At 68.9% G+C, this 21,807-nt stretch carries 19 protein-coding genes and 1 pseudogene; 9 read left to right on the forward strand and 11 right to left on the reverse strand.

Going from position 1 to position 21,807, the window contains the following annotated elements; genetic code table 11:
* A partial coding sequence (locus tag ABD808_RS28455) for a DnaB-like helicase N-terminal domain-containing protein (protein ID WP_344902772.1) occupies positions 1–933 on the reverse strand: 933 nt, incomplete at its 3' end.
* Positions 934–1,272: 339 nt separating this feature from the next.
* Between ABD808_RS28455 and ABD808_RS28460 the strand changes: the two genes are divergently transcribed.
* Complete coding sequence (locus tag ABD808_RS28460) at positions 1,273–2,601, forward strand: MATE family efflux transporter (protein ID WP_344902775.1); 1,329 nt, start codon at positions 1,273–1,275, stop codon at positions 2,599–2,601.
* A gap of 76 nt (positions 2,602–2,677) precedes the next feature.
* A complete protein-coding gene (locus tag ABD808_RS28465) occupies positions 2,678–2,866 on the forward strand; it encodes a hypothetical protein (protein ID WP_344902778.1) in 189 nt (62 codons plus the stop codon).
* A gap of 104 nt (positions 2,867–2,970) precedes the next feature.
* On the opposite strand, the gene ABD808_RS28470 is transcribed toward ABD808_RS28465, so the two are convergent.
* The 6 genes from ABD808_RS28470 to ABD808_RS28495 all read right to left on the reverse strand — a co-directional run bounded on the left by ABD808_RS28470 (position 2,971) and on the right by ABD808_RS28495 (position 6,186).
* A complete protein-coding gene (locus ABD808_RS28470; protein ID WP_344902781.1) occupies positions 2,971–3,753 on the reverse strand; it encodes a peptidoglycan recognition protein family protein in 783 nt (260 codons plus the stop codon).
* A gap of 273 nt (positions 3,754–4,026) precedes the next feature.
* On the reverse strand, positions 4,027–4,473 hold the full coding sequence (gene rplI / locus ABD808_RS28475; protein WP_344902783.1) for a 50S ribosomal protein L9: 447 nt from the start codon (positions 4,471–4,473) through the stop codon (positions 4,027–4,029).
* Positions 4,474–4,489: 16 nt separating this feature from the next.
* The gene (rpsR, locus tag ABD808_RS28480) at positions 4,490–4,726 is read right to left on the reverse strand and encodes a 30S ribosomal protein S18 (RefSeq protein ID WP_019631633.1); all 237 of its coding nucleotides are present in this window, start codon (positions 4,724–4,726) and stop codon (positions 4,490–4,492) included.
* Between the two features lie 123 nt (positions 4,727–4,849).
* Positions 4,850–5,422 carry a single-stranded DNA-binding protein gene (locus ABD808_RS28485; protein ID WP_344902785.1) on the reverse strand — a complete coding sequence of 191 codons (573 nt, stop codon included), beginning with the start codon at positions 5,420–5,422 and terminating at the stop codon, positions 4,850–4,852.
* Positions 5,423–5,462: 40 nt separating this feature from the next.
* A complete protein-coding gene (gene rpsF / locus ABD808_RS28490; protein WP_344902788.1) occupies positions 5,463–5,753 on the reverse strand; it encodes a 30S ribosomal protein S6 in 291 nt (96 codons plus the stop codon).
* A gap of 268 nt (positions 5,754–6,021) precedes the next feature.
* On the reverse strand, positions 6,022–6,186 hold the full coding sequence (locus ABD808_RS28495) for a hypothetical protein (RefSeq protein WP_344902791.1): 165 nt from the start codon (positions 6,184–6,186) through the stop codon (positions 6,022–6,024).
* Positions 6,187–6,416: 230 nt separating this feature from the next.
* Here ABD808_RS28495 and ABD808_RS28500 point away from each other — a divergent pair, with 230 nt between their 5' ends.
* The 3 genes from ABD808_RS28500 (at position 6,417) to ABD808_RS28510 (ending at position 8,225) form a co-directional block, all read left to right on the forward strand.
* Positions 6,417–6,722, forward strand: coding sequence for a hypothetical protein (locus ABD808_RS28500; protein WP_344902794.1), 306 nt, complete (start codon positions 6,417–6,419; stop codon positions 6,720–6,722).
* A 95-nt stretch (positions 6,723–6,817) separates the two neighbouring features.
* The gene (locus ABD808_RS28505) at positions 6,818–7,585 is read left to right on the forward strand and encodes a deoxyribonuclease IV (RefSeq protein WP_344902797.1); all 768 of its coding nucleotides are present in this window, start codon (positions 6,818–6,820) and stop codon (positions 7,583–7,585) included.
* Positions 7,586–7,835: 250 nt separating this feature from the next.
* The gene (locus ABD808_RS28510; protein WP_344902800.1) at positions 7,836–8,225 is read left to right on the forward strand and encodes a DUF4190 domain-containing protein; all 390 of its coding nucleotides are present in this window, start codon (positions 7,836–7,838) and stop codon (positions 8,223–8,225) included.
* 159 nt (positions 8,226–8,384) lie between these two features.
* On the opposite strand, the gene ABD808_RS28515 is transcribed toward ABD808_RS28510, so the two are convergent.
* The 4 genes and pseudogenes from ABD808_RS28515 to ABD808_RS38665 all read right to left on the reverse strand — a co-directional run.
* Positions 8,385–9,806: a glycosyltransferase family 87 protein gene (locus tag ABD808_RS28515; RefSeq protein ID WP_344902803.1), complete on the reverse strand. Its 1,422-nt coding sequence runs from the start codon at positions 9,804–9,806 to the stop codon at positions 8,385–8,387.
* 182 nt (positions 9,807–9,988) lie between these two features.
* Positions 9,989–12,484: a transglycosylase domain-containing protein gene (locus tag ABD808_RS28520; RefSeq protein WP_344902806.1), complete on the reverse strand. Its 2,496-nt coding sequence runs from the start codon at positions 12,482–12,484 to the stop codon at positions 9,989–9,991.
* A 370-nt stretch (positions 12,485–12,854) separates the two neighbouring features.
* Positions 12,855–15,443 carry a transglycosylase domain-containing protein gene (locus ABD808_RS28525; RefSeq protein WP_344902809.1) on the reverse strand — a complete coding sequence of 863 codons (2,589 nt, stop codon included), beginning with the start codon at positions 15,441–15,443 and terminating at the stop codon, positions 12,855–12,857.
* Positions 15,444–16,332: 889 nt separating this feature from the next.
* Positions 16,333–16,431 (reverse strand): annotated as a pseudogene (locus ABD808_RS38665) (hypothetical protein); the annotation flags it as partial.
* Positions 16,432–16,532: 101 nt separating this feature from the next.
* On the opposite strand from ABD808_RS38665, the gene ABD808_RS28530 reads away from it, so the two are divergent.
* The 4 genes from ABD808_RS28530 (at position 16,533) to ABD808_RS28545 (ending at position 21,796) form a co-directional block, all read left to right on the forward strand.
* Positions 16,533–17,132 carry a PadR family transcriptional regulator gene (locus ABD808_RS28530; protein ID WP_344902812.1) on the forward strand — a complete coding sequence of 200 codons (600 nt, stop codon included), beginning with the start codon at positions 16,533–16,535 and terminating at the stop codon, positions 17,130–17,132.
* Between the two features lie 111 nt (positions 17,133–17,243).
* Positions 17,244–18,323 carry an inositol-3-phosphate synthase gene (locus ABD808_RS28535; protein ID WP_344902815.1) on the forward strand — a complete coding sequence of 360 codons (1,080 nt, stop codon included), beginning with the start codon at positions 17,244–17,246 and terminating at the stop codon, positions 18,321–18,323.
* Between the two features lie 161 nt (positions 18,324–18,484).
* Entirely contained in the window at positions 18,485–20,254 is a 1,770-nt protein-coding gene (locus ABD808_RS28540) for an ABC transporter substrate-binding protein (RefSeq protein WP_344902818.1), read from the forward strand.
* A 216-nt stretch (positions 20,255–20,470) separates the two neighbouring features.
* Positions 20,471–21,796 (forward strand): MFS transporter, encoded by a 1,326-nt coding sequence (locus ABD808_RS28545; RefSeq protein WP_344902821.1) that lies wholly within the window; start codon positions 20,471–20,473, stop codon positions 21,794–21,796.
* Positions 21,797–21,807 lie beyond the last annotated feature (11 nt).

Below are 21,807 nucleotides of genomic sequence, written 5' to 3' on the forward strand. Positions count from 1 at the left end.
CGAGTAGTAGGTCGTCTTCGTCTCGCTCTGCTGACGGCGGCTGGCGCGGGTCGTGGTGCGCCACTGGTGCTCGGCGTCGGCGACGATCACTTCGCCGTCGGAGAACTCGATCTCATAGCAGCGGCGCCCGTGCATCACCTCGGTCGCGGCCACCACACGGGTCGGTTTGCCATCGGCTCCGATCAGGTGGTCGCCGACGGATACCTCGCCCATCGTGGTCCACCCAAAAGGGGTAGGAAGGGGCGTATCCAGGTCACAGGCCTTTCCCATGGCAGGTCGGGCGGCGACCACAATCATCTGGCCGGGGTGGAGGCCGTTGGTGAGGGCGTCGAGGTCGGCGAATCCGGTGGGGCAGCCGACCATCTGGCCGCCGCGGCTGCCGATGGCCTCGATCTCATCCAGGGCGCCGGGCATGATCTCGCTGAGGGCGACGTAGTCCTCACCGGCGCGTTTCTCGGCGATGGCGAAGACCTCGGCCTGGGCGCGGTCGAGGACGTCGTCGGCGTCGGCACCGTCGGCGGCGTAGCCCATCTGGACGATGCGGGTGCCGGTCTCGACCAGCCGGCGCAGGATCGAGCGCTCGTGGACGATCTTCGCGTAGTACCCGGCGTTGGCGGCCGTCGGTACCAGGGAGATCAGAGTGTGCAGGTAGGGGGCGCCGCCGATGCGTCCGATCTCGCCGTTCTTGGTGAGCTCGCCCGCGACCGTGACGGCGTCGGCCGGGTCGCCGCGGCCGTAGAGGTCGAGGATGGTGTCGTAGACGATCTGGTGCGCCGGACGGTAGAAGTCGGGTGCGCGCAGCATCTCGACGACCTCGGCGATGGCGTCCTGGGACAGCAGCATGCCGCCGAGGACGCCCTGTTCCGCGGAGATGTCGTGCGGAGGGGTGCGTTCGAACTCGGGTTCGGACGGCCCTATCTCGGCAACGCTCACCGTCGCACCCCCTTCATCTCGGTCGCCGGGCGCCCCGTCCGCCTCATCGCCGACCGTTCATCTCACGTCTACCGGAAGCGTCCGACATTCTCCCGACCCGACGCGGCCACGGGCAAAGGACCCTGTGGACAAGCCTGTGGACTTCCTGTGCAGACACGCCGAATCGGTTGTGCACGACCTGTGGACAACCCTGTGGACATTCCGGTGACCCGTTTCGCGACGACTCGCTGACCTGCGATAACTTCGTCCACCGGGTGTGGGCGAAGAAAAGTTGGCGATCCGGCGTGATGTAAGGCTTGAATTCTTTAGGAAGATTACCGAGCTGGTACCCTCGACGCGGTGACGACGACTCCCCGGCGGCTCGCGAAGGCGCATGATCGCGAGATCCTACGCCTTGCCGTTCCGGCCTTCGGCGCGCTCGTCGCCGAACCCCTGTTCCTGCTGTCGGACTCGGCGATCGTCGGGCACCTCGGCACGGCGCCGCTGGGCGGGCTCGGAATCGCGGGTCAGGCGCTGAGCACGCTCGTCTACCTGAGCATCTTCCTGGCCTACGGGACGACCGCCGGGGTCGCGCGGCGGGTCGGTGCCGGGGACATGCGCGCGGCGGTCCGGCAGGGCGTCGACGGCATGTGGCTCGCGCTCGCCATCGGGATCGTGCTGATCGTGGTCGGCTGGCCGCTCATCCCATGGATTGTGGAGGCGTTCGGCGCGTCCCACTCTGTGACGCCGTACGCCGAGACGTATTTGAGGGTGAGCCTCTTCGGGATCCCCTCGATGCTCATCGTGCTCGCTGGGACGGGCGTCCTGCGCGGTCTCCAGGACACTCGCACGCCTCTGGCCGTGTCGATCGCGGGTTTCTCGTTGAACCTGCTGCTCAATGTGGTGTTCGTTCTCGTCCTGGACTGGGGGATCGCCGGTTCGGCATGGGGCACCGTGCTCGCCCAGACCGGCAGCGCCGCCGTCTACGTGGCCGTGGCGGTGCGGGCGGCGCGACGGTACGGCGCTCTGGTTCGTCCTGACTTGGTGGGTTTGCGGACGGCCGCCGCAGCGGGTTTCGGGCTGCTGGTGCGGACGGCGGCGCTGCGCGTCGTGCTCATCGTGGGCACGTCGATCGCGGCCCGCATGGGGGACGAGGAGATCGCCGCCTACCAGGTCGGTTTCCAGGTGTGGACGCTGCTGATGTTCGCCCTGGACGCCATCGCCATCGCCGGTCAGGCGATCACAGGGCGGTATCTGGGGGCGTCCGACCTCGCGTCCACCCGCGCCATGACGCGACGGATGGTGTGGTGGGGAGTGGGATGCGGCGTGGTGTTCGGGTTGGCGGTCCTCGCCGTGCGGCCGTGGCTGCCGGGCCTGTTCACCTCGGACGACGGCGTCCGCGACCTGCTGCTCGCCTCGCTGCTCGTCGTGGCGGTGCTGCAACCGGTCGCGGGGGTGGTCTTCGTCCTGGACGGGATCCTGATCGGGGCGGGCGACGGCACCTACCTCGCCGTGACCACGCTGATCGCGACGATCGTGTTCATGCCCGCAGCCATCGTCGCCTACCGGGCCGACGCGGGACTGATCGGGCTCTGGACGGCGATCGGGCTGTGGATACTGACCCGGATGCTCACCCTCGGACTCCGTGCCCGTGGCGACCGCTGGATGGTCACGGGAGCCGTCCGCTGACCGGCCCCGCCTCCGCTGTCGGCCGAATTCCGCGAATCGCACCCGCACCGGCCGTCACACTCGCTACTATTCGAACATGTGTTCTACGAACGGCGAGCGGATGGCCCGGCTGACACAGGCGATCGACGACCTGGCGGCGGAGGGCCTGATGGGGCTGCCGCCGGAGACCCTGGTGGAACGGGTCGCGGGCATCTGGTCGCTGGTCGAGGGCATCGACCCCGAGATCGCGCGTCGCCGCACCCGCTACACCACCCCCGAGACCTGAGCGAATCCCGGCGGCGGGCCCGAGCCCGGAGCCTCGTCGAGCTCCGGAACGCGGATGCCCGGCCCCCGAACGGAGGTGATCACGAATGGCCGTGTTCCGGCGGGTCACGTCAGATCGTCGAGATCCGGAAGGATGGGCACGAGGGGATCCTTCGCCCCGTCGGCGGGCGTCGTGGGGCCGGAACCGTCCAGGCGTCCCGCCACCGCCCGGCGCAGTTCGGGCAGGCGAGCGTAGAGGACGTCGCCGGGGCACGCGGTCGCGTTGTAGTCGCGGTGCCCGACGATGGCCTCGGACGGCTCCAGGTCGTACGCCTGGCAGAGCCACACGCACACCTCCACCAACGAGGTCCACAGATGCGACGGGACGGCCTTAGTCGTGTACGTGCCCTCGTTCTCGATCCCGATGGTGTGGCCGTTGTGGTGCAACACCTGAGCGCCGATCGCGAGGTCGCCGTCATGGATCGCCTTGAGGCTCCGGTTGCGGCCCTCCATCACGATGCCGCCCCGGCTGATCGTGAGCTGCTGGCCGGTGTCGTCCCAGCCGTTCGTGTCCATGTGAATGTCCTGGATGCGCCGTGACAGCGCGAAGGCGTGCTCGACCGACCGGTCGTCGGAGTTCGCCGTCGCCGTGTGGTGCACGATGATGTGGTCGGGGCGGCGGTCGGCCACCTTGGCGGGACGGCGCGGTCGCCGCGCCTTCCACTGCTTGCGCGTGTACACGTGCGGCGCGTCCGCCGAGAACAGGCCCCGGTCACCGGCACCGGGATGATGCCCCGGCGCCACCGAAAGATCATCCGCCATGGCCCCATTCTGGACGGGTCCGGCGACGGACAACACCTCCAGCAGCCCCGCCCCCATCACGCCCCCGATGACCGACCGGCGCGTCACCGATGAACCGTCGCGATCCCGGTCGTCCGTGCCCTCCCCCATATGCGCGTTCAACACCGTCCCCCTTAGTCCCGCGATGTTCTAGTTACGGAACGTAGTTAGACAGTCGCGCATGATCCAAACACAGGGCGGTTCGCGGACGTTTCACATGAAACGCAGAGAAACCACAACGACTGTCTGGGCTTGGTAGGGGCGGGGTGGCTTGGTTTGGGTGGGTTAAAGTCTGGCCAGGCCCGAAAGGGCCTGGCCAGGACTGGTGGTGCTGGTGCTTGGTCAGGCCTCGGCGACGGTGATGTCGAGGGGGGCGCTGACTTCGCTGTGCAGGCGGACGCTGACACGGTGGGTGCCGACGGTCTTGATCGGGTTACCGATCTCGATGCGGCGGCGGTCCAGGTCGGGGCCGTTGGCCGCGCGGACCGCCGTGGCGATGTCGGCGGCCGTCACGGCGCCGAACAGGCGGCCGCCGCTGCCCGTGCGGGTGCGCAGCGTCACCCTCAGGCCGCGGAGCTGGTCGGCGACCTCCTTGGCGTGCTCGACGGTCGCGATCTCGCGGGCCGAACGCGCCTTCTTGATCGAGTCGATCTCCTTCTCGGCGCCCCGCGTCCACCGGATGGCGAACCCACGGGGGACGAGGTAGTTGCGGCCGTAGCCGTTGCGGACCTCGATGACGTCGCCGGGCTCGCCGAGCCCGGAGACCTGCTGGGTCAGGATGAGCTTCATGGTCGTGACTCCTGCCTCAGCGCGCCGTGCTGGTGTACGGCAGCAGCGCCATCTCGCGGGCGTTCTTGATCGCCGTGGCGACGTCCCGCTGGTGCTGGGTGCAGTTGCCGGTCACCCGACGGGCCCGGATCTTGCCGCGGTCGGAGATGAACTTCCGCAGCAGCCCGGTGTCCTTGTAGTCGACGTAGGAGATCTTCTCCTGGCAGAAAACGCAAACCTTCTTCTTCGGCTTGCGGGGAGGTGGCTTCGCCATCGTGGTGCTCCTTTGGGAGAGCCCCGCTCACGCGGGAATGGACGTTATGTGTGATCTTGTTGGTGCGCCGGGTCGGTGGCCCAGCAGCCGTTCGGCCGGAAGCCGGTGGCGGGCAGCCGGTGGCTAGAACGGCGGGTCGTCGGAGTAACCGCCGCCTCCGCCGCCACCGCCGCCGGTGGCCCAGGGGTCGTCGGCCGGGGCACCGCCCCCGCCCTGCTGACCGCCGCCGAAGCCGCCGCCTTGCTGGCCGCCGCCGCCGAAGCCGCCACCGCCGCCCTGCTGGCCGCCGCCCTGGCCGCCGCCACCGCCGAAGCCGCCGCCACCACCCTGCCGCTGGGTCCTGTTGACCTTCGCGGTGGCGTAGCGCAGCGCCGGGCCGACCTCTTCGACGTCGACCTCGAAGGAGACGCGCTTCTCACCCTCGCGGGTCTCGTACGACCGCTGCTTGAGACGGCCCTGCACGATCACCCGCATGCCGCGTTGCAGGGTCTCCGCCACGTTCTCGGCGTACTGCCGCCAGACGCTACAGGTGAGGAAGAGCGCCTCGCCGTCCTTCCACTCGCCCGACTGGCGGTCGAACGTGCGCGGGGTCGAGGCGATGCGGAAGGACGCGACCGCCTGGCCGCTGGAGGTGAAACGCAGATTCGGGTCCTCGACGAGGTTCCCGACGATCGTGATTACGGTGTCGCCTGCCATGGGGCTCGCTCCGGCTGCTGCTGTGAGGGCTGAGCCTGGCTCAGTGGACCTCGGGGCGGATGACCTTCGTGCGGAGGATCGACTCGCTCAGGTTGAGCTGCCGGTCGAGCTCCTTGACCGTGGCAGGCTCGGCCGACAGGTCGATCACCGCGTAGATGCCTTCGGACTTCTTCTGGATGTCGTACGCCAGGCGCTTGCGGCCCCAGACCTCGATCTTCTCGACGCTGCCACCGCCGTCCTTGACGACCTTCAGGAACGGGTCGAGCGCGGTGTTGGCGGTGCGCTCGTCGATGCCGGGCTCGAGAATCGCCATGAGTTCGTAACGACGCATACTGGGTCCCTGCCTCCTCTGGACTGGTGCGGTCACGGTCTCTCCGTGACAGGAGGGCTCTTGCGTCTCCCGTGGTGGCGCCGGACCCGGATCGCCGGGCGCACCTGCCACGAGACCGATACAGGCTACCAACAGTCGGCACCGGACGAGCCGGTTCCCAAAGCTCAGCGCATGAACGATGGCGTGCGCGGAACACGCCGGACGAGCCGGGGCCCTCCTTCGCCGTCGCGTCCGGGTGCCGAGAACCGAGGTGCCGGCCGCGGTGCCGTCAGCGTCTGGCCCGCCGCTGGACGGGCCGGGCGCAGCGCCGCCGCTCCAGCTCCGCCATGATGTCGGCCATGCGAGCGCGCATCCGGGCGGTCTGGGTCGTCAGCAGCGACAGCTCCTCCACGAGCTCCACGTCACCGATGAGCCCCAACTCCGCTTTCGTCACGATGGTGCACCTCCTGCTCTCCCCCCGCTTCCCCTCGGGGGCCGAACCCGACCGGACCGGGCCGGTTTCTCGAACTCGTGTTCGACGATACCGTCTGGCGCCGACATTTTCGCCCGCCCACGTCGGTTGATCTTCGGCCCCGGTGGGAAGCCCTCTCTTGGCATGGTCCGTCCGGTCCCGCGGGCAACGCGTGCCCGAATCGCGGGAGAGCGACCTGGAGGAGGATCCCGATGCCACAGCAGGCAGCAGGCACGAAGGAGCGGGGCGCCGGGGCCCGGGCCGCGGCCGAGTCCCACCGCTACCAGGACGTCCTCGCCGTCACCGCCGTCACGATCGGGCTCGCCGCCCTCGTCCTGGGCTGGATCCCGGCGACGCACTTCTTCGGCGCGGTCGCGGGAGTGATCGGCCTTCCCCTCGCCCTGTACTCGCAGATGATCTCCGCGACGACGAACGAGCGGTGGTTGAACGTCATCGGCATGGTGTCGTCCTTCATGGGCGCCGCCTTCGCGGTGAGCAACGGCGGTTTCTCCATCTGACCCGCCTGACCCCAACCCACCCGAGCCCGGTTCGTCCGGCCCGGGTTCTGTGGACGTCCGCCCGGGTTGTCGCAGGGCGCGGCTAGGCTCAGGGCATGCGTATCGGAGCCCACGTCGACCAGACCAATCCGCTCGACAACGCTCGCGCGGTCGGCGCCGACGTCGTCCAGTTCTTCCTGGGCGATCCGCAGGGGTGGAAGAAGCCCGTCCTGCCGGAGGGTGTCGAAGCGCTGGCGGGCTCAGGGGTGGACGTCTATGTGCACGCGCCCTACACGATCAATGTGGCGACGTCCAACAACAGGATCCGCATCCCGAGCCGCAAAAACCTCACGCAGCAGTTGGAGGCGGCCGCGTCGATCGGTGCGAAAGCCCTGATCGTGCACGGCGGGCACGTGCTGAAGGACGACGACCCCGAGACGGGGTTCGAGAACTGGCGCAAGGTGTTCGAGCGGGTCGAGTGCCCGATCCCGGTCTATATCGAGAACACCGCCGGTGGCGGGAACGCCATGGCGCGCAAGTTCGACCGCATCGCCCGCCTGTGGGAGGTGCTGACCGGGGTCCCGGGCCTGGAGTCCAAGCTCGGCTTCTGCCTCGACACCTGCCACGCCCACGCGGCGGGGGAGGATCTCGTGGACGCCGTCGACCGCATCAAGGCCATCACCGGCGGCGTCGACCTGGTCCACTGCAACGACAGCCGCGACGCCTTCGACTCGGGCGCCGACCGGCACGCCAACCTGGGCAACGGCACCATCGACCCCGAACTGATCCTGTCCGTGGTGAGGGCCGCCGGTGCCCCGGTCGTCGTCGAAACACCCGCGGACGGCCAGGCCGACGACATCTCCTATCTCCGCACCCACCTCTGAGAACGCCCCCGGTGTCGGCTCCCGGCTCTTGGACCGCGCCGCGTTACTTGCCTGGCCTGGGGGATGGTTCCAGGTTGCTTTCTCGGGTCTGGGGGTGGGGGGAGGGAACCCGTTGTTGTGGTGCGGCATCTAACAGCGCGTAGGACGACCAACCTCAGCGGGCCAGGTCACGCTGGCATAATCGGAATCCAGCCCCTCAGCGCACGCGCGTTCTCTTCGGCGGCGGGCGCGCGAACCGATCGGGATGCACATGGCACAGCCCCCGTACGACCCCTACGGTTACGGACCGCAGGACCCGTACGCCCAGCAGTATCCGCAGCAGCCTCCCGTCCAGCATCACTACTACGGCTCGGGTCCGCCGGTCCCACCGCGCAACAACGGCATGGCCATCGCGTCGATGGTGCTCGGCATCATCGGTGTGATCTCCTGCGGTCTGCTGCTCTTCTCCATCGGCGCCGTCATCATGGGTCACGTCGCGCAGAGCCAGATCAAGCGGACGGGCGAGGCCGGGAGCGGCATGGCCATCGCCGGTCTGATCCTCGGCTACATCTTCGCCGTCATCGGGTTGCTCTACTGGATTCTGGTCGTGGGGGTCTACGGGGCGGCCTGGTGGAGTCTCAGCCAGGATCCCAACTACTGACCCCACGCGTCTCCACCAGAATCCGCGTTTCATGACCGGTTCCGGGTTGAGTCTCCGGTCACTGGAGCCCTCATGGTGGGCGCACGCCGAGGCGCTGGACATCCAGATCCGGACGCTGACGCGCTTCGCGCCGCCGGGTGGCCAGGTCCGGGCAGGTGGCTAGGTCGGGAGGGGGACGCCGGTGCGGTGGGCGCCGCGCCAGCGTCCCAGCGAGATCAGGTCGTCCGCGCCGTCGAGGACGCCGCCCGCCGGGTCGTCGGTCCCGTCCGCCCGCATGAGGTCGCCGGACGGGCGCAGCACGTCCACCACCACCAGGGCCGCCAGCGCCAGGACGGTCACGAACCGCGCGAGCAGCGCAAGCTGGTAGACGTCCTGGTCGATGCCCCCGGCGGGCGCGTCCAGGCTCAGCACCGCCGACAGCGTGCCGGACAGGTCCGTGCCCGGCGTCTGCCCGGACACCGACAGCAGGTACCACCAGATGCCGAAGAAGTAGACGATCTCGCCCGCCTGCCAGACCACGAACGCGGGGATCTTCGGACGCGCCAGGACGGCGAGCGGCAGCAGCCACAGCACGTACTGCGGCGACCACACCTTGTTCGGCAGCATGAACGCGACCAGGACGAGGAACATCAGCTGCGGCAGGCGGGGGCGGCGCGGCGCGGCGAACGTGAGGACCGCGATGCCAGCCGCGAGGACGAGGAACGTCCCCGTGCCGAGCAGGTTGAGGGTGCCGGTGTCGGACGTCGCCTTCTCCAGCCCGTGGTCCTGGAGGTAGAAGAAGATGGATCCCCAGTCGACGCCGCGTTCCTGGCTGAAGGAGTAGAACTCTTTCCAACCGTCCCAGGCGAACAGCATCACGGGCAGGTTGACGAGAAGCCATGCGGCGGCGGTACCGGCAAGCATGCGTCCCATGGTGCGCCACTGTCCGGCGCGCGCGCACAGCAGCACCAGTGGGCCGACGAACAGCAGCGGGTAGAACTTCGCCGCGATGGCCAGGCCGAGCAGCGCCCCGGCGAGCGCGGGGCGTCGTGCCGACCACGCGGCCAGTGCCAGCGCCGACAGCGCCACGGCGAGCAGGTCCCAGTTGATGTACGCGGTGAGCAGCAGGGACGGGGACAGCGCGACCATCAGGCCGACCCGCAGCGAACGCCGTCCCGCCGCGTACGCCGTGGCGAGGACGGCGACGACCGCGAGCACCGCCAACAGCAGGACGGTCACGTTGTAGAACGCCATCCCGCGCTCGTCCACACCGAACGGTTTCACCAGCCACGCGGCCAGTTGCATGAACCAGCCGCTCAGCACCGGGTACTCGACGTAGTGAATGGAGTCGGAACCCGTGAACGAATCGAAGTACGGGACTTTCCCGTCGTTCAACCCACGCACGTAGTACAGCGGGTAGATGTCGGTGTAGCAGGCGTTCGTCGTCGTCTTGATGAAGTCGAACTTCGAGGACGCGCACGGCTGTTTCTGTAGCCAGCCCAACAGGGACACCAGTGCGGTGACACCCGTCAGTACGGGGGCCAGCCGTGCGAGCCGACCGGGACCATCTCCCTCACCGCCGCCGGTTTCAGGGGAGGACATCCCGAGCCTCTCAGATGACGACGCCATGGACAGCAAGACTATTGGCCATCACACCCCACCCCACCCCGCATGTGCACGAAACCCCCGGCCCGCCCCTGCGGAACGGCGTTTCAGGTCGTCCCCCCAAAACAGACAGGCCCGGAGCCGAGGTGGGCTCCGGGCCGGTCGTCCGAGACGGGACGCTAGTTCCCGTTCGGGTTGTTCGGGTTCGGCGGATCCTCGTCCTTGCACGCGGGATGGTTCTGGTGGGCGGGTTCCGCGCACCACCAGCTCTTGTCGCCGTCCGGCGGAAGGTCCGAGTTGCAGCCGACCGGCATGCCGAGCCGGTTGCACGGCACGTCGTCGCCGGTCGGGGGCGGCGAGGACGGCGGAGCCGACGTCGGCGGCACGCACCCCGGCCGCGGCTGTCCCGGCTGGCAGGTCGGCGTGATCTGCGGGTCGGGCGACTTCGTCTGGGTCGGCGCCTCCTTCTGCTTCGCCCACCCGGCGATCTGACCGCCGTTGGCGGGAGGCGGGAACTGCTGGACCTCCTTGCCCGCCAACGCCTTCGTCATGAAGCGCTTGAACAGGTCGGCCGGGACGGTACCACCGTAGACCTGGCTGTAGTTACCGACACCGATCAGCGACTTGCGGTTGCCCGCCGCGTCCTGCCGCCACATCGCGGCCGACGTCACGAGCTGTGGCGTGAAGCCGACGAACCAGGCGGACTTGTTCTCGTCCGTCGTACCGGTCTTGCCCGCCACCGGACGGTCGTCGAGGGCCGCGCGCTTACCGGTACCGGACGTGACGACCGCCCGCATCGCCGACGTGGCGTCCGCGGCGACGGCCGGGCTGAACGCCGTGTCGGCCTTCTGCCACGGCAGCTTCTCCAGGACCTTGCCGTCCTTGTTCGTGACGGGGGCGTCCTTGTTCGTGCTGATCTCGGCGATGACGTGCGCCTGCCGGTGCTTGCCACCCGCCGCGAACGTCGAGTAGACGGACGCCATGGTGACCGGGCTCGCGTCGATGACGCCGAGCGGCAGCGAGGTGTAGCTGGGGTCGAGGCTCTTGGTGTTCTTCGGCACGCCCATCTTCTTGGCCATGTCGATGACGTTGGTGAGCTGGACCTTCTGGCCGAGCTCCACGTACGCCGTGTTGATGGACATCGCCGTCATCTGCTTGAGGCTGTAGACGCCGTTCTCCGACCTGCTGTCGTTGGTGAACGTCGCGCCGTTGATGGTGCGCCTGTAGCCGCCGTCCATCGTCGTCTGGAGGCTGATGCCCTGGTCGAGCGCGGTGGCCAGCACGATCGGCTTGAACGACGAACCGGGCTGCACCTCGCCCTGGAAGGAGTTGTTGAACTGCCGTTTGGAGTAGTCGGGGCCACCGTAGGCGGCGACCACCCCGCCGGTCTTCGGATCGATCGAAGCGAGCCCGAACCAGATGTCCTTGCCGAGCCCGTTCTCCTTCTTGATCTGATTGACGGCCTTGTTGGTGTAGTCCTGTAGCCCCTTGTTGAACGTCGTCTTGATCTTCAGACCGCCGGTCTCCAGCATCTGGTCGTCGATGCCCAGCGTGTGCAGCTCGGCGATGACGCGGTCGCGCAGGAAGCCGGTGTTCGGGTCGTCCGGGACGTCGCTCCAGTTCTCCTCCGTCTGGGGGAACTTCGCCTGGGCGCGCTTGCCCGAGTCGAGCCAGCCCTCGTCGACCATCCCGTTCAGGACGTAGTTCCAGCGGTCGATCAGCGCCTTCTTGGCCGGGTTGGACGCCGGGCCGTAGGTCGCGAAGTATCCGGGACGCTGGATCAGCGCGGCGAGCATCGCCGCCTCGGACTCGTTGATCTCGGTGACGGGCTTGTGGAAGTAGGCGCGGGACGCCGCCTGGATGCCGTACGACCGCCGTCCGAACGGGACCGTGTTGAGGTACAGCTCCAGGATCTTCTTCTTGTCCATCTCCCGGCCGAGCCGGATGGCGATGAAGATCTCCTTGAACTTACGGCTGACGGTCCGGTCGCGGCTGAGGCCCGCGTAGTAGTTCCGCGCCATCTGCTGGGTGATCGTCGAGGCGCCCGCGACGTCGCCGCCGACCACGGCCCGGTAGAACGCGCCCGCGATGCCGGTCGGCGAGATGCCCGGCTCGTGCCAGAAACCGCGGTCCTCCGCCGCGAGCACCGCGTCCTGCACGTGCTTCGGTACCTGGTCGAGGGGGATGTCCTCGCGGTGGGTGCCGATCCGGGCGAGCGGTGAACCGTCCGCGTAGGTGATCACCGACTCCTGGCGCAGGGCGTCCTGCTGCTTCTCCGTCGGGATCGGGGTGTTGGAGTACGCGACGATGATCAGCGTCGCCATCCCCAGGATCAGCACGCTGATGACGGCGACGACGACCTTCCAGGACGGGACGTACCGCCGCCAGCCGGTCTTCCCCGGCTTGTCGGTGGTCTGTTTCTCCCGGTCGTCGCCCCAGAAACCAGCGTCGCCGTCGTCGCCGGAACCGCGTCCACCGCTCGGACCACCCGGACCACCGGGGCCGCCAGGCCCGCCTGGGCCTCCCGGACCTCCTGGGCCGCCGGGTCCTCCCGGACCTCCGGGTCGGCCTGGGCGGTTCGGACGGCCACCCGGCCCCGACCGCATCGGCGCGGGAGCGCCGCGCCGCCGACCGCCGCCGCCACCCACTCGCGCGGGGCCGCCGCGTCCGCCCATCCGGCCGCCGCCACCGCCGCCACCGGGGCGCGGGCCACGGCCGGGGCTGCCGGACGGTCCGCCACGCGGCGCACCGGCCGGGGAGCCCGAATCACCGGAGCGATGAGCTCCCCTCCGGTCGGGGCCATCTCCGAATTCCGGTCCGTATGGGCTTCGGTTACTCACGCGACCTCATCAACTGGGGTACGGCTGTGCGTCGTCAGAGAGTACTGCGCACCCGGTGGCGCGGGGGCAGGGGATGCGATGCCCGGTTCATCCCGGCGACCCGGGCGGACGCCGCCACCCCCGCTGGCGTGCGGCAACTCGTAAACATGCTTCACGTCACACCACCGCCTCCACGGGACGGTTCGGACGGGAAGGGCCCGCCGGTTCATTCCGGTGGCCTTGCCATGACCGACAGCGGAGCGAGTCTCACCGTGTTCGGCTCACCGAGACCACGGCCCTCACCGTTCCTTCGGAACCGGCAGGCGGGACTGCCCTGGTGCATGTTGCACCACCAGTCCGGCGGGGGCATGCTCGGCGGCTTGTTCGGGTTGCAGTTGCCGTCTGGGAACGGCGACTGGCAGGGCGGCTTGTTGCCCCCGCCCCCACCGTTTCCGCCGCCTTCACCCTTACAGCGCGGGTCGTACTGGCCGAGTGGGCCGTCGCACCACGGGGGCCTCTTGTCGTGCTTCTCCGGTGGCTTCGCCCACTTCTGCACGATGCCGCCCCACACCGGTGGCGGGAACTGCTTGACGTCCACGCCGCGCAGGGCGCTCGTCATATAGGACCGCCAGATGCGGGCGGGGATCGTACCGCCCTCCACCTCACCGATCCCCGGCAGGATCACCGATTTCTTTCGTTTGTCCGGGCCCACCGACTCGTTGTAGAGGGTCACCGCGGTGGAGACCTGCGGGACGTACCCGATGAACCACGACGAGACGTTCCGGTCGGTCGTCCCGGTCTTGCCCGCCGCCGGACGCCCGTCCGGGAGCCGCGCCGCCGTCGCCGTACCGCTGAGGATGACCTGCTGCATCGCGTACGTGGCGTCGGCCGCGACCTTCGTGCTGAAGACACGGCGCTTGTCGTACTTCGGCTTCAGCCGGATCGTCTTGTTGTCCGTCTGCTTCACCTGACGGATCACGTGCGGCTGGTGGTAGACGCCGCCGTTGGCGAACACCGCGTACCCGGTCGCCTGCTCGATGGGACGGATGTCGTTCACGCCCAGCGCCAGGTTCAGGCAGCAGGCGTGCGGCTCCAGCAGGTCGGACGCGATCCCGGCGTCCGTCTCGGTCTTGATGACCTCCTCGATGCCCACCTTGCCCATCAGCTGGATGAACGCGGTGTTCACCGACTCCTTGGTCGCCGTGATGAGGTTGACCGCCGGGGCCACGTCATGCGAGTTCGGTATCTTCACGCCCTTCGGGTCGTCCTCCGAGACGACGTTGCCCTGCGGGTCGATCGGGATCTTGGACCGGCCCTCCACCATGCTCTTCAGGCTGTAGTTCTGTTTCAGCGCCGTCGCGAGCACGTACGGCTTCATCGCCGACCCCGCCTGCGCCGACCCCTTCCAGACGTTGTCGAACGCCCGGTCCAGATAGTTGCGGCCACCGTAGAACGCGATGACCTCACCGTTCGCCGTGTTCACCGAGACCAGGCCGACGCGGATCTTCTTCGCCGCCAGCTTCTTCGGGTTCAGCTGCGGGATCGTCCGTTCCGCCGCGCGCTGCGCCATCGCCATCCGCTTGCGGTCGAACGTGGTGTAGACGCGCAGACCCTTGGTCGTCAGCTCCTTGTTGTCGATCCCCAGCCTGCTGAGCTCCAGCTTGGCCCGCATCAGCATGTAGCCGCGCTGCCCGCCGTACAGCTGGTTGCCCGTGCCCGCCTCCTTGATCTTGGGGAGGCGGTTCATGTACTTGTCGGCGTCGGCCTGGCTGAGCTTGCCCATCGAGACCAGGCCCTTGAGCGTGTACTGGTACCGCCCGGTCACCCACGCCTGGTTGTCCTTGTCACCCGGGTCGCGGTTCGGGTTCTGGATGAGGCCGCCGAGGAGCGCCGCCTGGTCGGGCTTCAGGTTCCACACGTCCGTCCCGAAGTACTCGCGGGACGCCGCCTGGATGCCGTAGGTGTCGCGGCCGAAGTAGATCGTGTTCAGGTACAGCTTGAGGATCTCGTCCTTGCTGTACTTGTCCTCCAGCTTCAGCGAGATGAAGAGTTCCTTGAACTTCCGGTTCACCGTCCGGTTGTTCGGGTCGGAGTAGTAGTTCTTCGCCAGCTGCTGCGTGATCGTGGACCCGCCGCCCGACCCGCCGGTCAGGTTGTCCCACACGGCCCGCGTCGTCCCCTTGATGGAGAATCCGGGGTCGGTGCGGAAGCTGCGGTTCTCCGCCGCCAGCACCGCGTTCTGGACGATCGGCGGCACCTTGTTCAGCTCGACGCTCTGCCGCTTCTTGCCGATCCGGCCGATCTCTGTGCCGTCGGTGTAGTAGAAGATCGACGCCTGGTCCTCGACGCCCGCGACCGTGGGCTCCGCGGGCGTCGGCGTGTTCGTGTACGCGACCCAGATCAGCGTGCAGAACGCCGCGAACCCGAGCCCGGACACACCGGCCACGACCTTCCAGGACGGGATGTACTTGCGCCATCCCGTCCCCCGCGACCGCAGGTGATCGACAAAGGTCTTCGGCCTGGGCTTGCCCGCTCCGGGCGTCCCCTTACCGGGCCGTCCCGGACCCCCGGGACCTCCAGGTCCGCCGGGGCCTCCTGGCCCTCCGGGACCTCCTGGCCCGCCAGAGCGATGGGCCGCGCGAGTGCCGCTGCTGCGGAACTTCGCGGTCACCTTCGACCCGAGGTCCTGTCCACGCTTGCCCAGCTCGCCGAGCTTCTCCCGGACGCCGTTCCCGGACGCCCCGGCCCCGGCGGCACCGGCCATTCCGGCTCCACCGGCGGCATGCCTGCCCGCGCGTCCACCCGTCCGTCCCATACCGGACCCGCCAGGCGCGCCACCCGGCCCAGGCCCGCCCGGACCGCCGAGGGGACCACCAGGCCCAGGACGAGGCGCCCCACCAGGCCCCGAAGGCATCCCACCACCGGGCCCACCAGGAGGACCGGCAGCACCGCCGAAGCCGGGCCCCTGCGCCCGGCCTGGCCCGGGAGACGACCCAGGACCACTAAGACCACCAGGGTTGGTGGGGCCCGCGGGGTCACCAGCGCCAGCGGCGGGGCCACCGAAACCGGGGTTCTGCACCGCGCCGGAGCCCGGCCGTGGGCCAGGGGTGCCCGGTGCGGACGGCAGGCCCAGGGGGTCGGAGCCACGAGGAGCGCCCGGGGGCGGGGGGTTCAGCGCGTTGGATCCCGTTGAGGCTCCGGGGCCGCCGAGCGAGCCGGGGCCGCTCGGGATGCCGTGGCCGCTCGGCGGTGCGGGCGGCACGGCCGGTAGCGGATTGGTCGGGGCGGGATCAGGGACGGGCTGGCCGCCCATGAACCCCGACGGTCGGTCCTGTGGTCCCGGATCGCCGGAGTCGTCGGAATCGCCGGGACGGGGGTTCTGCTGCCCGCCCGGCCTCTGCGAACCGGGTTCCGGTCGGGGCTGGCTTGGATTACTCACGCGACCTCATCAACAGGGGACAACGGTTGCTGCCGAGGGCCGGGGTCGAACACCCACCGGCCCGGGGGCGGCTCGTGCGCCGTCCGAGCGTACTGTGCGAGCTGGTGAGCGGGGGGAGCAGGTGCACGGCGAAGTACTGTTCTGGCTGGTCAACGTCCCGGCCGGACGCTGCGGCCGGTGGATCCTCCTTGCTCGTCCACCGCTCGGGGAGCTGCTCCCCGCGGCCGCGGACGGATGACGTGGCCAGATGATTCCACGCGCAACTTTGACACACTTCAGCCACATACACCCTGAATTCGCCGTATTTGTGGGCCAGTTCGACGGGTTCGGCGGTGGCCGTCTCCCGTCGCGCACAGATCCCCACTTGCCAGGGCGCGCCGGACTACGTATCTTGTCGATGTATCGAGTCGATACATTCACTCGATACATCGGATCGAGGCATCCGGCTCTGCGGAAGGCGGGACGATGGCGGCCAGGAAGGGCGCGGGCGTGCTGGAGCTCGCCGTGCTCGGCCTACTGCACGAGTCCCCGATGCACGGGTACGAGTTGCGCAAGCGGCTCAACACCCTGCTGGGCATGTTTCGCGCCTTCTCCTACGGGTCCCTCTACCCGTGCCTCAAGCAGCTCCTGGAGAGCGGGCTGATCATCGAGGACCGGCCGGAGGAGCCGAACACGACGGCGCTGGCGTTGCAGAGCCGCCGGTCGAAGATCGTCTACAAGCTCACCGCGGACGGCAAGGAGCGGCTCCAGCAGCTCCTCACCGAGTCCGGTCCGGCATCGTGGGAGGACGAGGGGTTCGGCGTGCACTTCGCCTTCTTCTCGCACACCCGCGCCGACGTCCGGCTGCGGATCCTCGAAGGCCGGCGCAGCCGGTTGGAGGAACGTCTGGAAAGCGTCCGCGCCGCCCTGGCGCGAACCCGCGAGCGGGTCGACTCCTACACGCTGGAACTACAGAACCACGGGCTGGAGTCCGTCGAACGCGAGGTCAGGTGGCTCAACGAGCTCATCGGACGCGAGCGGGCCGAGCAGGAACAGCAAGCCAGATCCGCAGAGACCAAGACTTAAGAAACCACACAGGACATGCCTCGGGCCGAGGGTCGTCGAACCACGACCTGGTGCCATCGGGGATCGGGTGAAGAAACACCACATGTTCCGCAAAAGAGAAGGAGCAACCGGATGGGTTCGGTGCGCGTAGCCATCGTGGGTGTGGGCAACTGCGCCTCTTCGCTCGTCCAGGGTGTCGAGTTCTACAAGGACGCGGCGCCCGACAAACGAGTCCCCGGCCTGATGCACGTGCAGTTCGGCGACTACCACGTGGGCGACGTCGAGTTCGTCGCGGCGTTCGACGTTGACGCCAAGAAGGTCGGGATGGACCTGTCCGAGGCCATCCACGCCAGCGAGAACAACACGATCAAGTTCGCCGACGTCCCGCCGACCGGCGTGACCGTCCAGCGCGGCCACACCTTCGACGGCCTCGGCGAGTACTACCTCGACATGGTCGAGGAGTCGGACGCCGAGCCGGTCGACGTGGTGAAGGCCCTGAAGGACGCCCGGGTGGACGTCCTCGTGTCGTACCTGCCGGTGGGCTCCGAGGATGCCGACCGCTTCTACGCCCAGTGCGCCATCGACGCCAAGGTCGCGTTCGTGAACGCGCTGCCGGTGTTCATCGCCAGCGACCCCGAGTGGGCCCAGAAGTTCACCGACGCGGGCGTCCCGATCGTCGGCGACGACATCAAGTCGCAGGTCGGCGCGACCATCACGCACCGCGTGATGGCCCGGCTGTTCGAGGACCGCGGCGTTGAGCTGCTGCGCACCTACCAGCTCAACTTCGGCGGCAACATGGACTTCATGAACATGCTGGAGCGCAAGCGGCTCCAGTCGAAGAAGATCTCCAAGACGCAGTCGGTGACGTCGCAGATCCCGCACGAGATGGCGAAGGCCGACGTGCACATCGGCCCGTCCGACCACGTGCCGTGGCTGGACGACCGCAAGTGGGCCTACGTCCGGCTGGAGGGCAAGTCGTTCGGCGACACCCCCCTCAACCTGGAGTACAAGCTCGAGGTCTGGGACTCCCCGAACTCCGCCGGTGTGATCATCGACGCGGTGCGCGCCGCGAAGATCGCCAAGGACCGGGGCATCGGCGGCCCGATCCTGTCGGCGTCCTCCTACTTCATGAAGTCGCCCCCGGAGCAGTACAACGACGACCAGGCGCACGACGCCGTGGAGAAGTTCATCCGCGGCGAGATCGACCGCTGACCCGCGCCGAGGGTCGATAGAGCGTTTCCAGGACGCCCTGACAGTGGACATCCACTGTCAGGGCGTCTTCGCGTCTCCTGAGAAAACGGTGATGTACCAGTCCTTTGTCACGCTCTGGCCCTACTGTGACACCACGGGTTACCGCTTGAGATGGGAACGCGATGGGACGCGAGCTGTTCAGGGTTGCCGCAGGGCTGACGGGCCTCGTCCTCGTCCTGACGTCATGCGCCGGGGGAGGCGACGACGCCGCCGCGGCCGGACACCCGCGCGACGGCGGCACGCTTCGCGTCGTCGGCTCGTCCGACGTCGAGCACCTCGATCCCACGTCCGTGGCCAGCGTCGGCGCGTACGGGCTCGCCCGTACGTTCGCGCGGACCCTGTTCGGGACGCGGGCGTCCAACAACTTCCAGGAGACGATTCCCGTGCGGGCTGACGTGGCCGTCCGCGTCCCGACGCGGGAGAACGGCGACGTCAGCAAGGACCGCCGTACCTACACGGTGCGGCTGCGCAAGGACGTCCGGTGGGACACCGAGCCGCCGCGTCCGGTCACCGCGCAGGACTTCGTCCGCGGGTTCCAACGACTGTGCAACCCGGCGTCGCCGTCCGCCGCCAAGGGATACTTCGTCTCCACGCTCAAGGGCATGGCCGAGTTCTGCCGCGGCTATGCGGCCGTCAACGCCCACGACGCCGCCGCCATGGCCGCCTACCAACGGACCCACGAAATCAGGGGCGTCCACGCGAAGGGCGACGCGACGCTCGTCTTCGAGCTGAAGGTCCCCGCCAGCGACTTCCTGCACCTCCTCTCGCTACCGCCCACCGCCGCGGCACCCCAGGAGTACGACCGCTACATACCGGACGGGCCGGACTTCCGCCAGCACACCATCTCGGACGGCCCGTACCGGATCAGCGACTACAGGCCGGGAATGTCGTACATGCTCACCCACAACCCGGCGTGGCGGGCGGACAGCGACCCGCTCCGCGAACGGCATGTCGAGAAGATCCGCATCACCCTCGGACAGGACTCGCCCGAGGCCGTCCAGCAGCAGATCGAACAGGGCGTCGCCGACCTCGCCTGGGACCAGCCCGTCCCGACGTCGGCGATCCCCGACCTGCGCGACGACCCCCGGTTCGCCATCATGGAGACGCCGAACAACAGCCCCTACCTGGTGTTCAACACCCGCAGCCCCAACAACGGCGGAGCGCTCGGCATCCGCGAGGTCAGGCAGGCGCTGGAGTACGCCGTCGACCGCAGCGCCCTCATCAAGATCGTCGGCGGCCCCTCCGTCGCGAAGCCCCTGCACACGGTGATCCCACCCGGCAACTCCGGCTACGCGCCCGCCGACCACTACCCGACCCCCAACGAGTCCGGCGACCCGGCCAAATGCCGCGAACTCCTGGCGAAGGCACACCACCCGCAGCTCACGCTGAAGTTCCCCTACCGCACCAACAGCGTCCACAAGCTGATCGCCCAGTCCATCGCCGAGAACCTCGACGCGTGCGGCGTGAAGACCGAGCTCACCGCCGACTCCGGCGGCACCTTCTACTCCACCACCATCGCCACCCCCGCCCGCTCCCGCGCGGGCGAATGGGACATCGCCGCCCCCGGCTGGACACCCGACTGGTACGGCAACAACGGCCGCTCGATCATCCAGCCGCTGTTCGACGGCCGCACCTACGGGCAGAACTCCACCAACTACGGCGGCTACGACAACCCCCAGGTCAACGCCCTCATCGACGCCGCCCTCACCGCCCCCGACCCGGCCACCGCCGCCACCTACTGGCAACGCACCGACCAAACGATCATGGCGGACGCCGCCATCGTCCCGCTCCTGAACCGAGCCCACACGATCTTCCGCTCCTCCCGCGTCCACGGCACCCGCTTCCTCCCCACAACCGCCGCCTACGACTACACTCAGTTGTGGTTGTCTTGATCGCAGCGCACACCGTGCCCACAGACGCAGACACCCCAACCCCCTCCGCGACCACGCGGAGACCTCACTGTTGCGATCGCGTCCGAAGGCAGGTTTCGAGCTCGCGAGAAACCTGATCGCGCAGCGAGCCGCTAGGCGAGTCGAAGTCGATGCAGCGATCGCACGCAGTTTCCGACGATGGAGGGCGTTCAACGCCCGAAGGAGGAGGACACTGCAATGAGCACAGGGAGGGCTACTGAGCTGCCGGAGATCCTGCGCGGGCGGGATTTTCGACGGCTGTACGGGACGCGCCTGGCATCGCAGATGACCGACGGCGTCTTCCAGGTCGCGCTCGCGGGGTACGTGTTCTTCTCACCGGAGCGGCAGACGACGGCGGCCAGGGCGGCGGTCGCGTTCGCGGTGACGTTGCTGCCGTACTCGGTGCTCGGCCCGTTCGCGGGGGTGTTCATCGACCGGTGGCAGCGGCGGCAGATCCTGGTGTGGACGCCGGTGCTGCGGGCCGTCCTGGTCGTCTTCGTCGCGGGTGTGGTGGCGGCCGGGCGGGACGGTCCCGGCTTCTTCGTCGGTGTGCTCGTCGTCCTCGGCGTGAACCGGTTCTTCCTGTCCGCGCTGTCCGCCGCGCTTCCACATGTGGTGCGGCGCGACCATCTGGTGACTGCGAACGCCTTCTCGGTCACGTCCGGGACGATAATCGCGTTCCTCGGCGGCGGCGCGGGTTACCTCCTGCGGCGCGTGTTCGGCGCGGGCAACGACGGGACGGCGCTGATCCTCCTGTGGGCGGCCGGGATGTTCCTCGTCGCGGGACTGATCGCGACGACGCTGCCGAGGCGCCTGCTGGGTCCGCACCCCTCTGAGGACGCCGTGCCCGGCACTGTCCGGCCGGAGGCGCCACGGTTCGTCGAGTCGCTGGGCACCGTGCTGGACGGCCTGGTGGACGGCGCGCGGCACCTCGCGCAGCGGCCCCAGGCGGCGCTGGCGCTGGCCGCGATCGCGTTCCACCGTTTCCTGTACGGCGTCATCCTGATCATGACGTTGCTGCTGTGCCGCAACCACTTCGCGGACGACGCCGACGCGGGCCTGCAAACGTTCGCGCTGATGCTCGGGCTGTCCGGCGCCGGTTACTTCGCCGCCGCGCTGATCACTCCCCCGGTCGTGCGGCGCATCAGCAAGCAGGCGTGGGTGGCGTGCCTGCTCGGCGCTTCGGCGTTGGGCCTGGTCACGCTCGGCATGCCGTTCGCCGAGGGCCCCTGGGCCGCCAGCGGCTTCGTCCTGGGGATCGTGTCGCAGGGCGTGAAACTGTGCGTCGACACGACCTTGCAGGAGACCATCGACGACGCCTACCGGGGCCGGGTGTTCGCCGTCTACGACATGTTGTTCAACGCGATGTTCGCCGCCGCCGCGGCGGCCGCCGCGAGCTGGCTCCCGTCGGACGGACGCGCCTCGCTCACCCTGCTGGCGGTCATCGCCGCCTACGCCGCGGGCGCGGTCACCTACTGGGCGGCCACCGCGAGAGTCCGCCGTCCCGCCCCGGTGCTCCGCTAGACCGCGTCCCG

Source organism: Actinomadura meridiana, from assembly GCF_039537545.1.
Classification (GTDB): domain Bacteria; phylum Actinomycetota; class Actinomycetes; order Streptosporangiales; family Streptosporangiaceae; genus Spirillospora; species Spirillospora meridiana.

Bases quoted from the DNA above. Each gene is read 5' to 3' on its own strand.
- rpsF (WP_344902788.1), bottom strand. From the start codon at position 5,753: ATGCGTCGTTACGAACTCATGGCGATTCTCGAGCCCGGCATCGACGAG.
- ABD808_RS28505 (WP_344902797.1), top strand. From the start codon at position 6,818: ATGCGTATCGGAGCCCACGTCGACCAGACCAATCCGCTCGACAACGCT.
- ABD808_RS28525 (WP_344902809.1), bottom strand. From the start codon at position 15,443: ATGGGACGGACGGGTGGACGCGCGGGCAGGCATGCCGCCGGTGGAGCC.
- ABD808_RS28465 (WP_344902778.1), top strand. From the start codon at position 2,678: ATGTGTTCTACGAACGGCGAGCGGATGGCCCGGCTGACACAGGCGATC.
- ABD808_RS28520 (WP_344902806.1), bottom strand. From the start codon at position 12,484: ATGGGCGGACGCGGCGGCCCCGCGCGAGTGGGTGGCGGCGGCGGTCGG.
- ABD808_RS28540 (WP_344902818.1), top strand. From the start codon at position 18,485: ATGGGACGCGAGCTGTTCAGGGTTGCCGCAGGGCTGACGGGCCTCGTC.
- ABD808_RS28485 (WP_344902785.1), bottom strand. From the start codon at position 5,422: ATGGCAGGCGACACCGTAATCACGATCGTCGGGAACCTCGTCGAGGAC.
- ABD808_RS28510 (WP_344902800.1), top strand. From the start codon at position 7,836: ATGGCACAGCCCCCGTACGACCCCTACGGTTACGGACCGCAGGACCCG.
- ABD808_RS28545 (WP_344902821.1), top strand. From the start codon at position 20,471: ATGAGCACAGGGAGGGCTACTGAGCTGCCGGAGATCCTGCGCGGGCGG.
- ABD808_RS28515 (WP_344902803.1), bottom strand. From the start codon at position 9,806: ATGTCCTCCCCTGAAACCGGCGGCGGTGAGGGAGATGGTCCCGGTCGG.
- ABD808_RS28530 (WP_344902812.1), top strand. From the start codon at position 16,533: ATGGCGGCCAGGAAGGGCGCGGGCGTGCTGGAGCTCGCCGTGCTCGGC.
- rpsR (WP_019631633.1), bottom strand. From the start codon at position 4,726: ATGGCGAAGCCACCTCCCCGCAAGCCGAAGAAGAAGGTTTGCGTTTTC.
- ABD808_RS28535 (WP_344902815.1), top strand. From the start codon at position 17,244: ATGGGTTCGGTGCGCGTAGCCATCGTGGGTGTGGGCAACTGCGCCTCT.
- ABD808_RS28500 (WP_344902794.1), top strand. From the start codon at position 6,417: ATGCCACAGCAGGCAGCAGGCACGAAGGAGCGGGGCGCCGGGGCCCGG.
- rplI (WP_344902783.1), bottom strand. From the start codon at position 4,473: ATGAAGCTCATCCTGACCCAGCAGGTCTCCGGGCTCGGCGAGCCCGGC.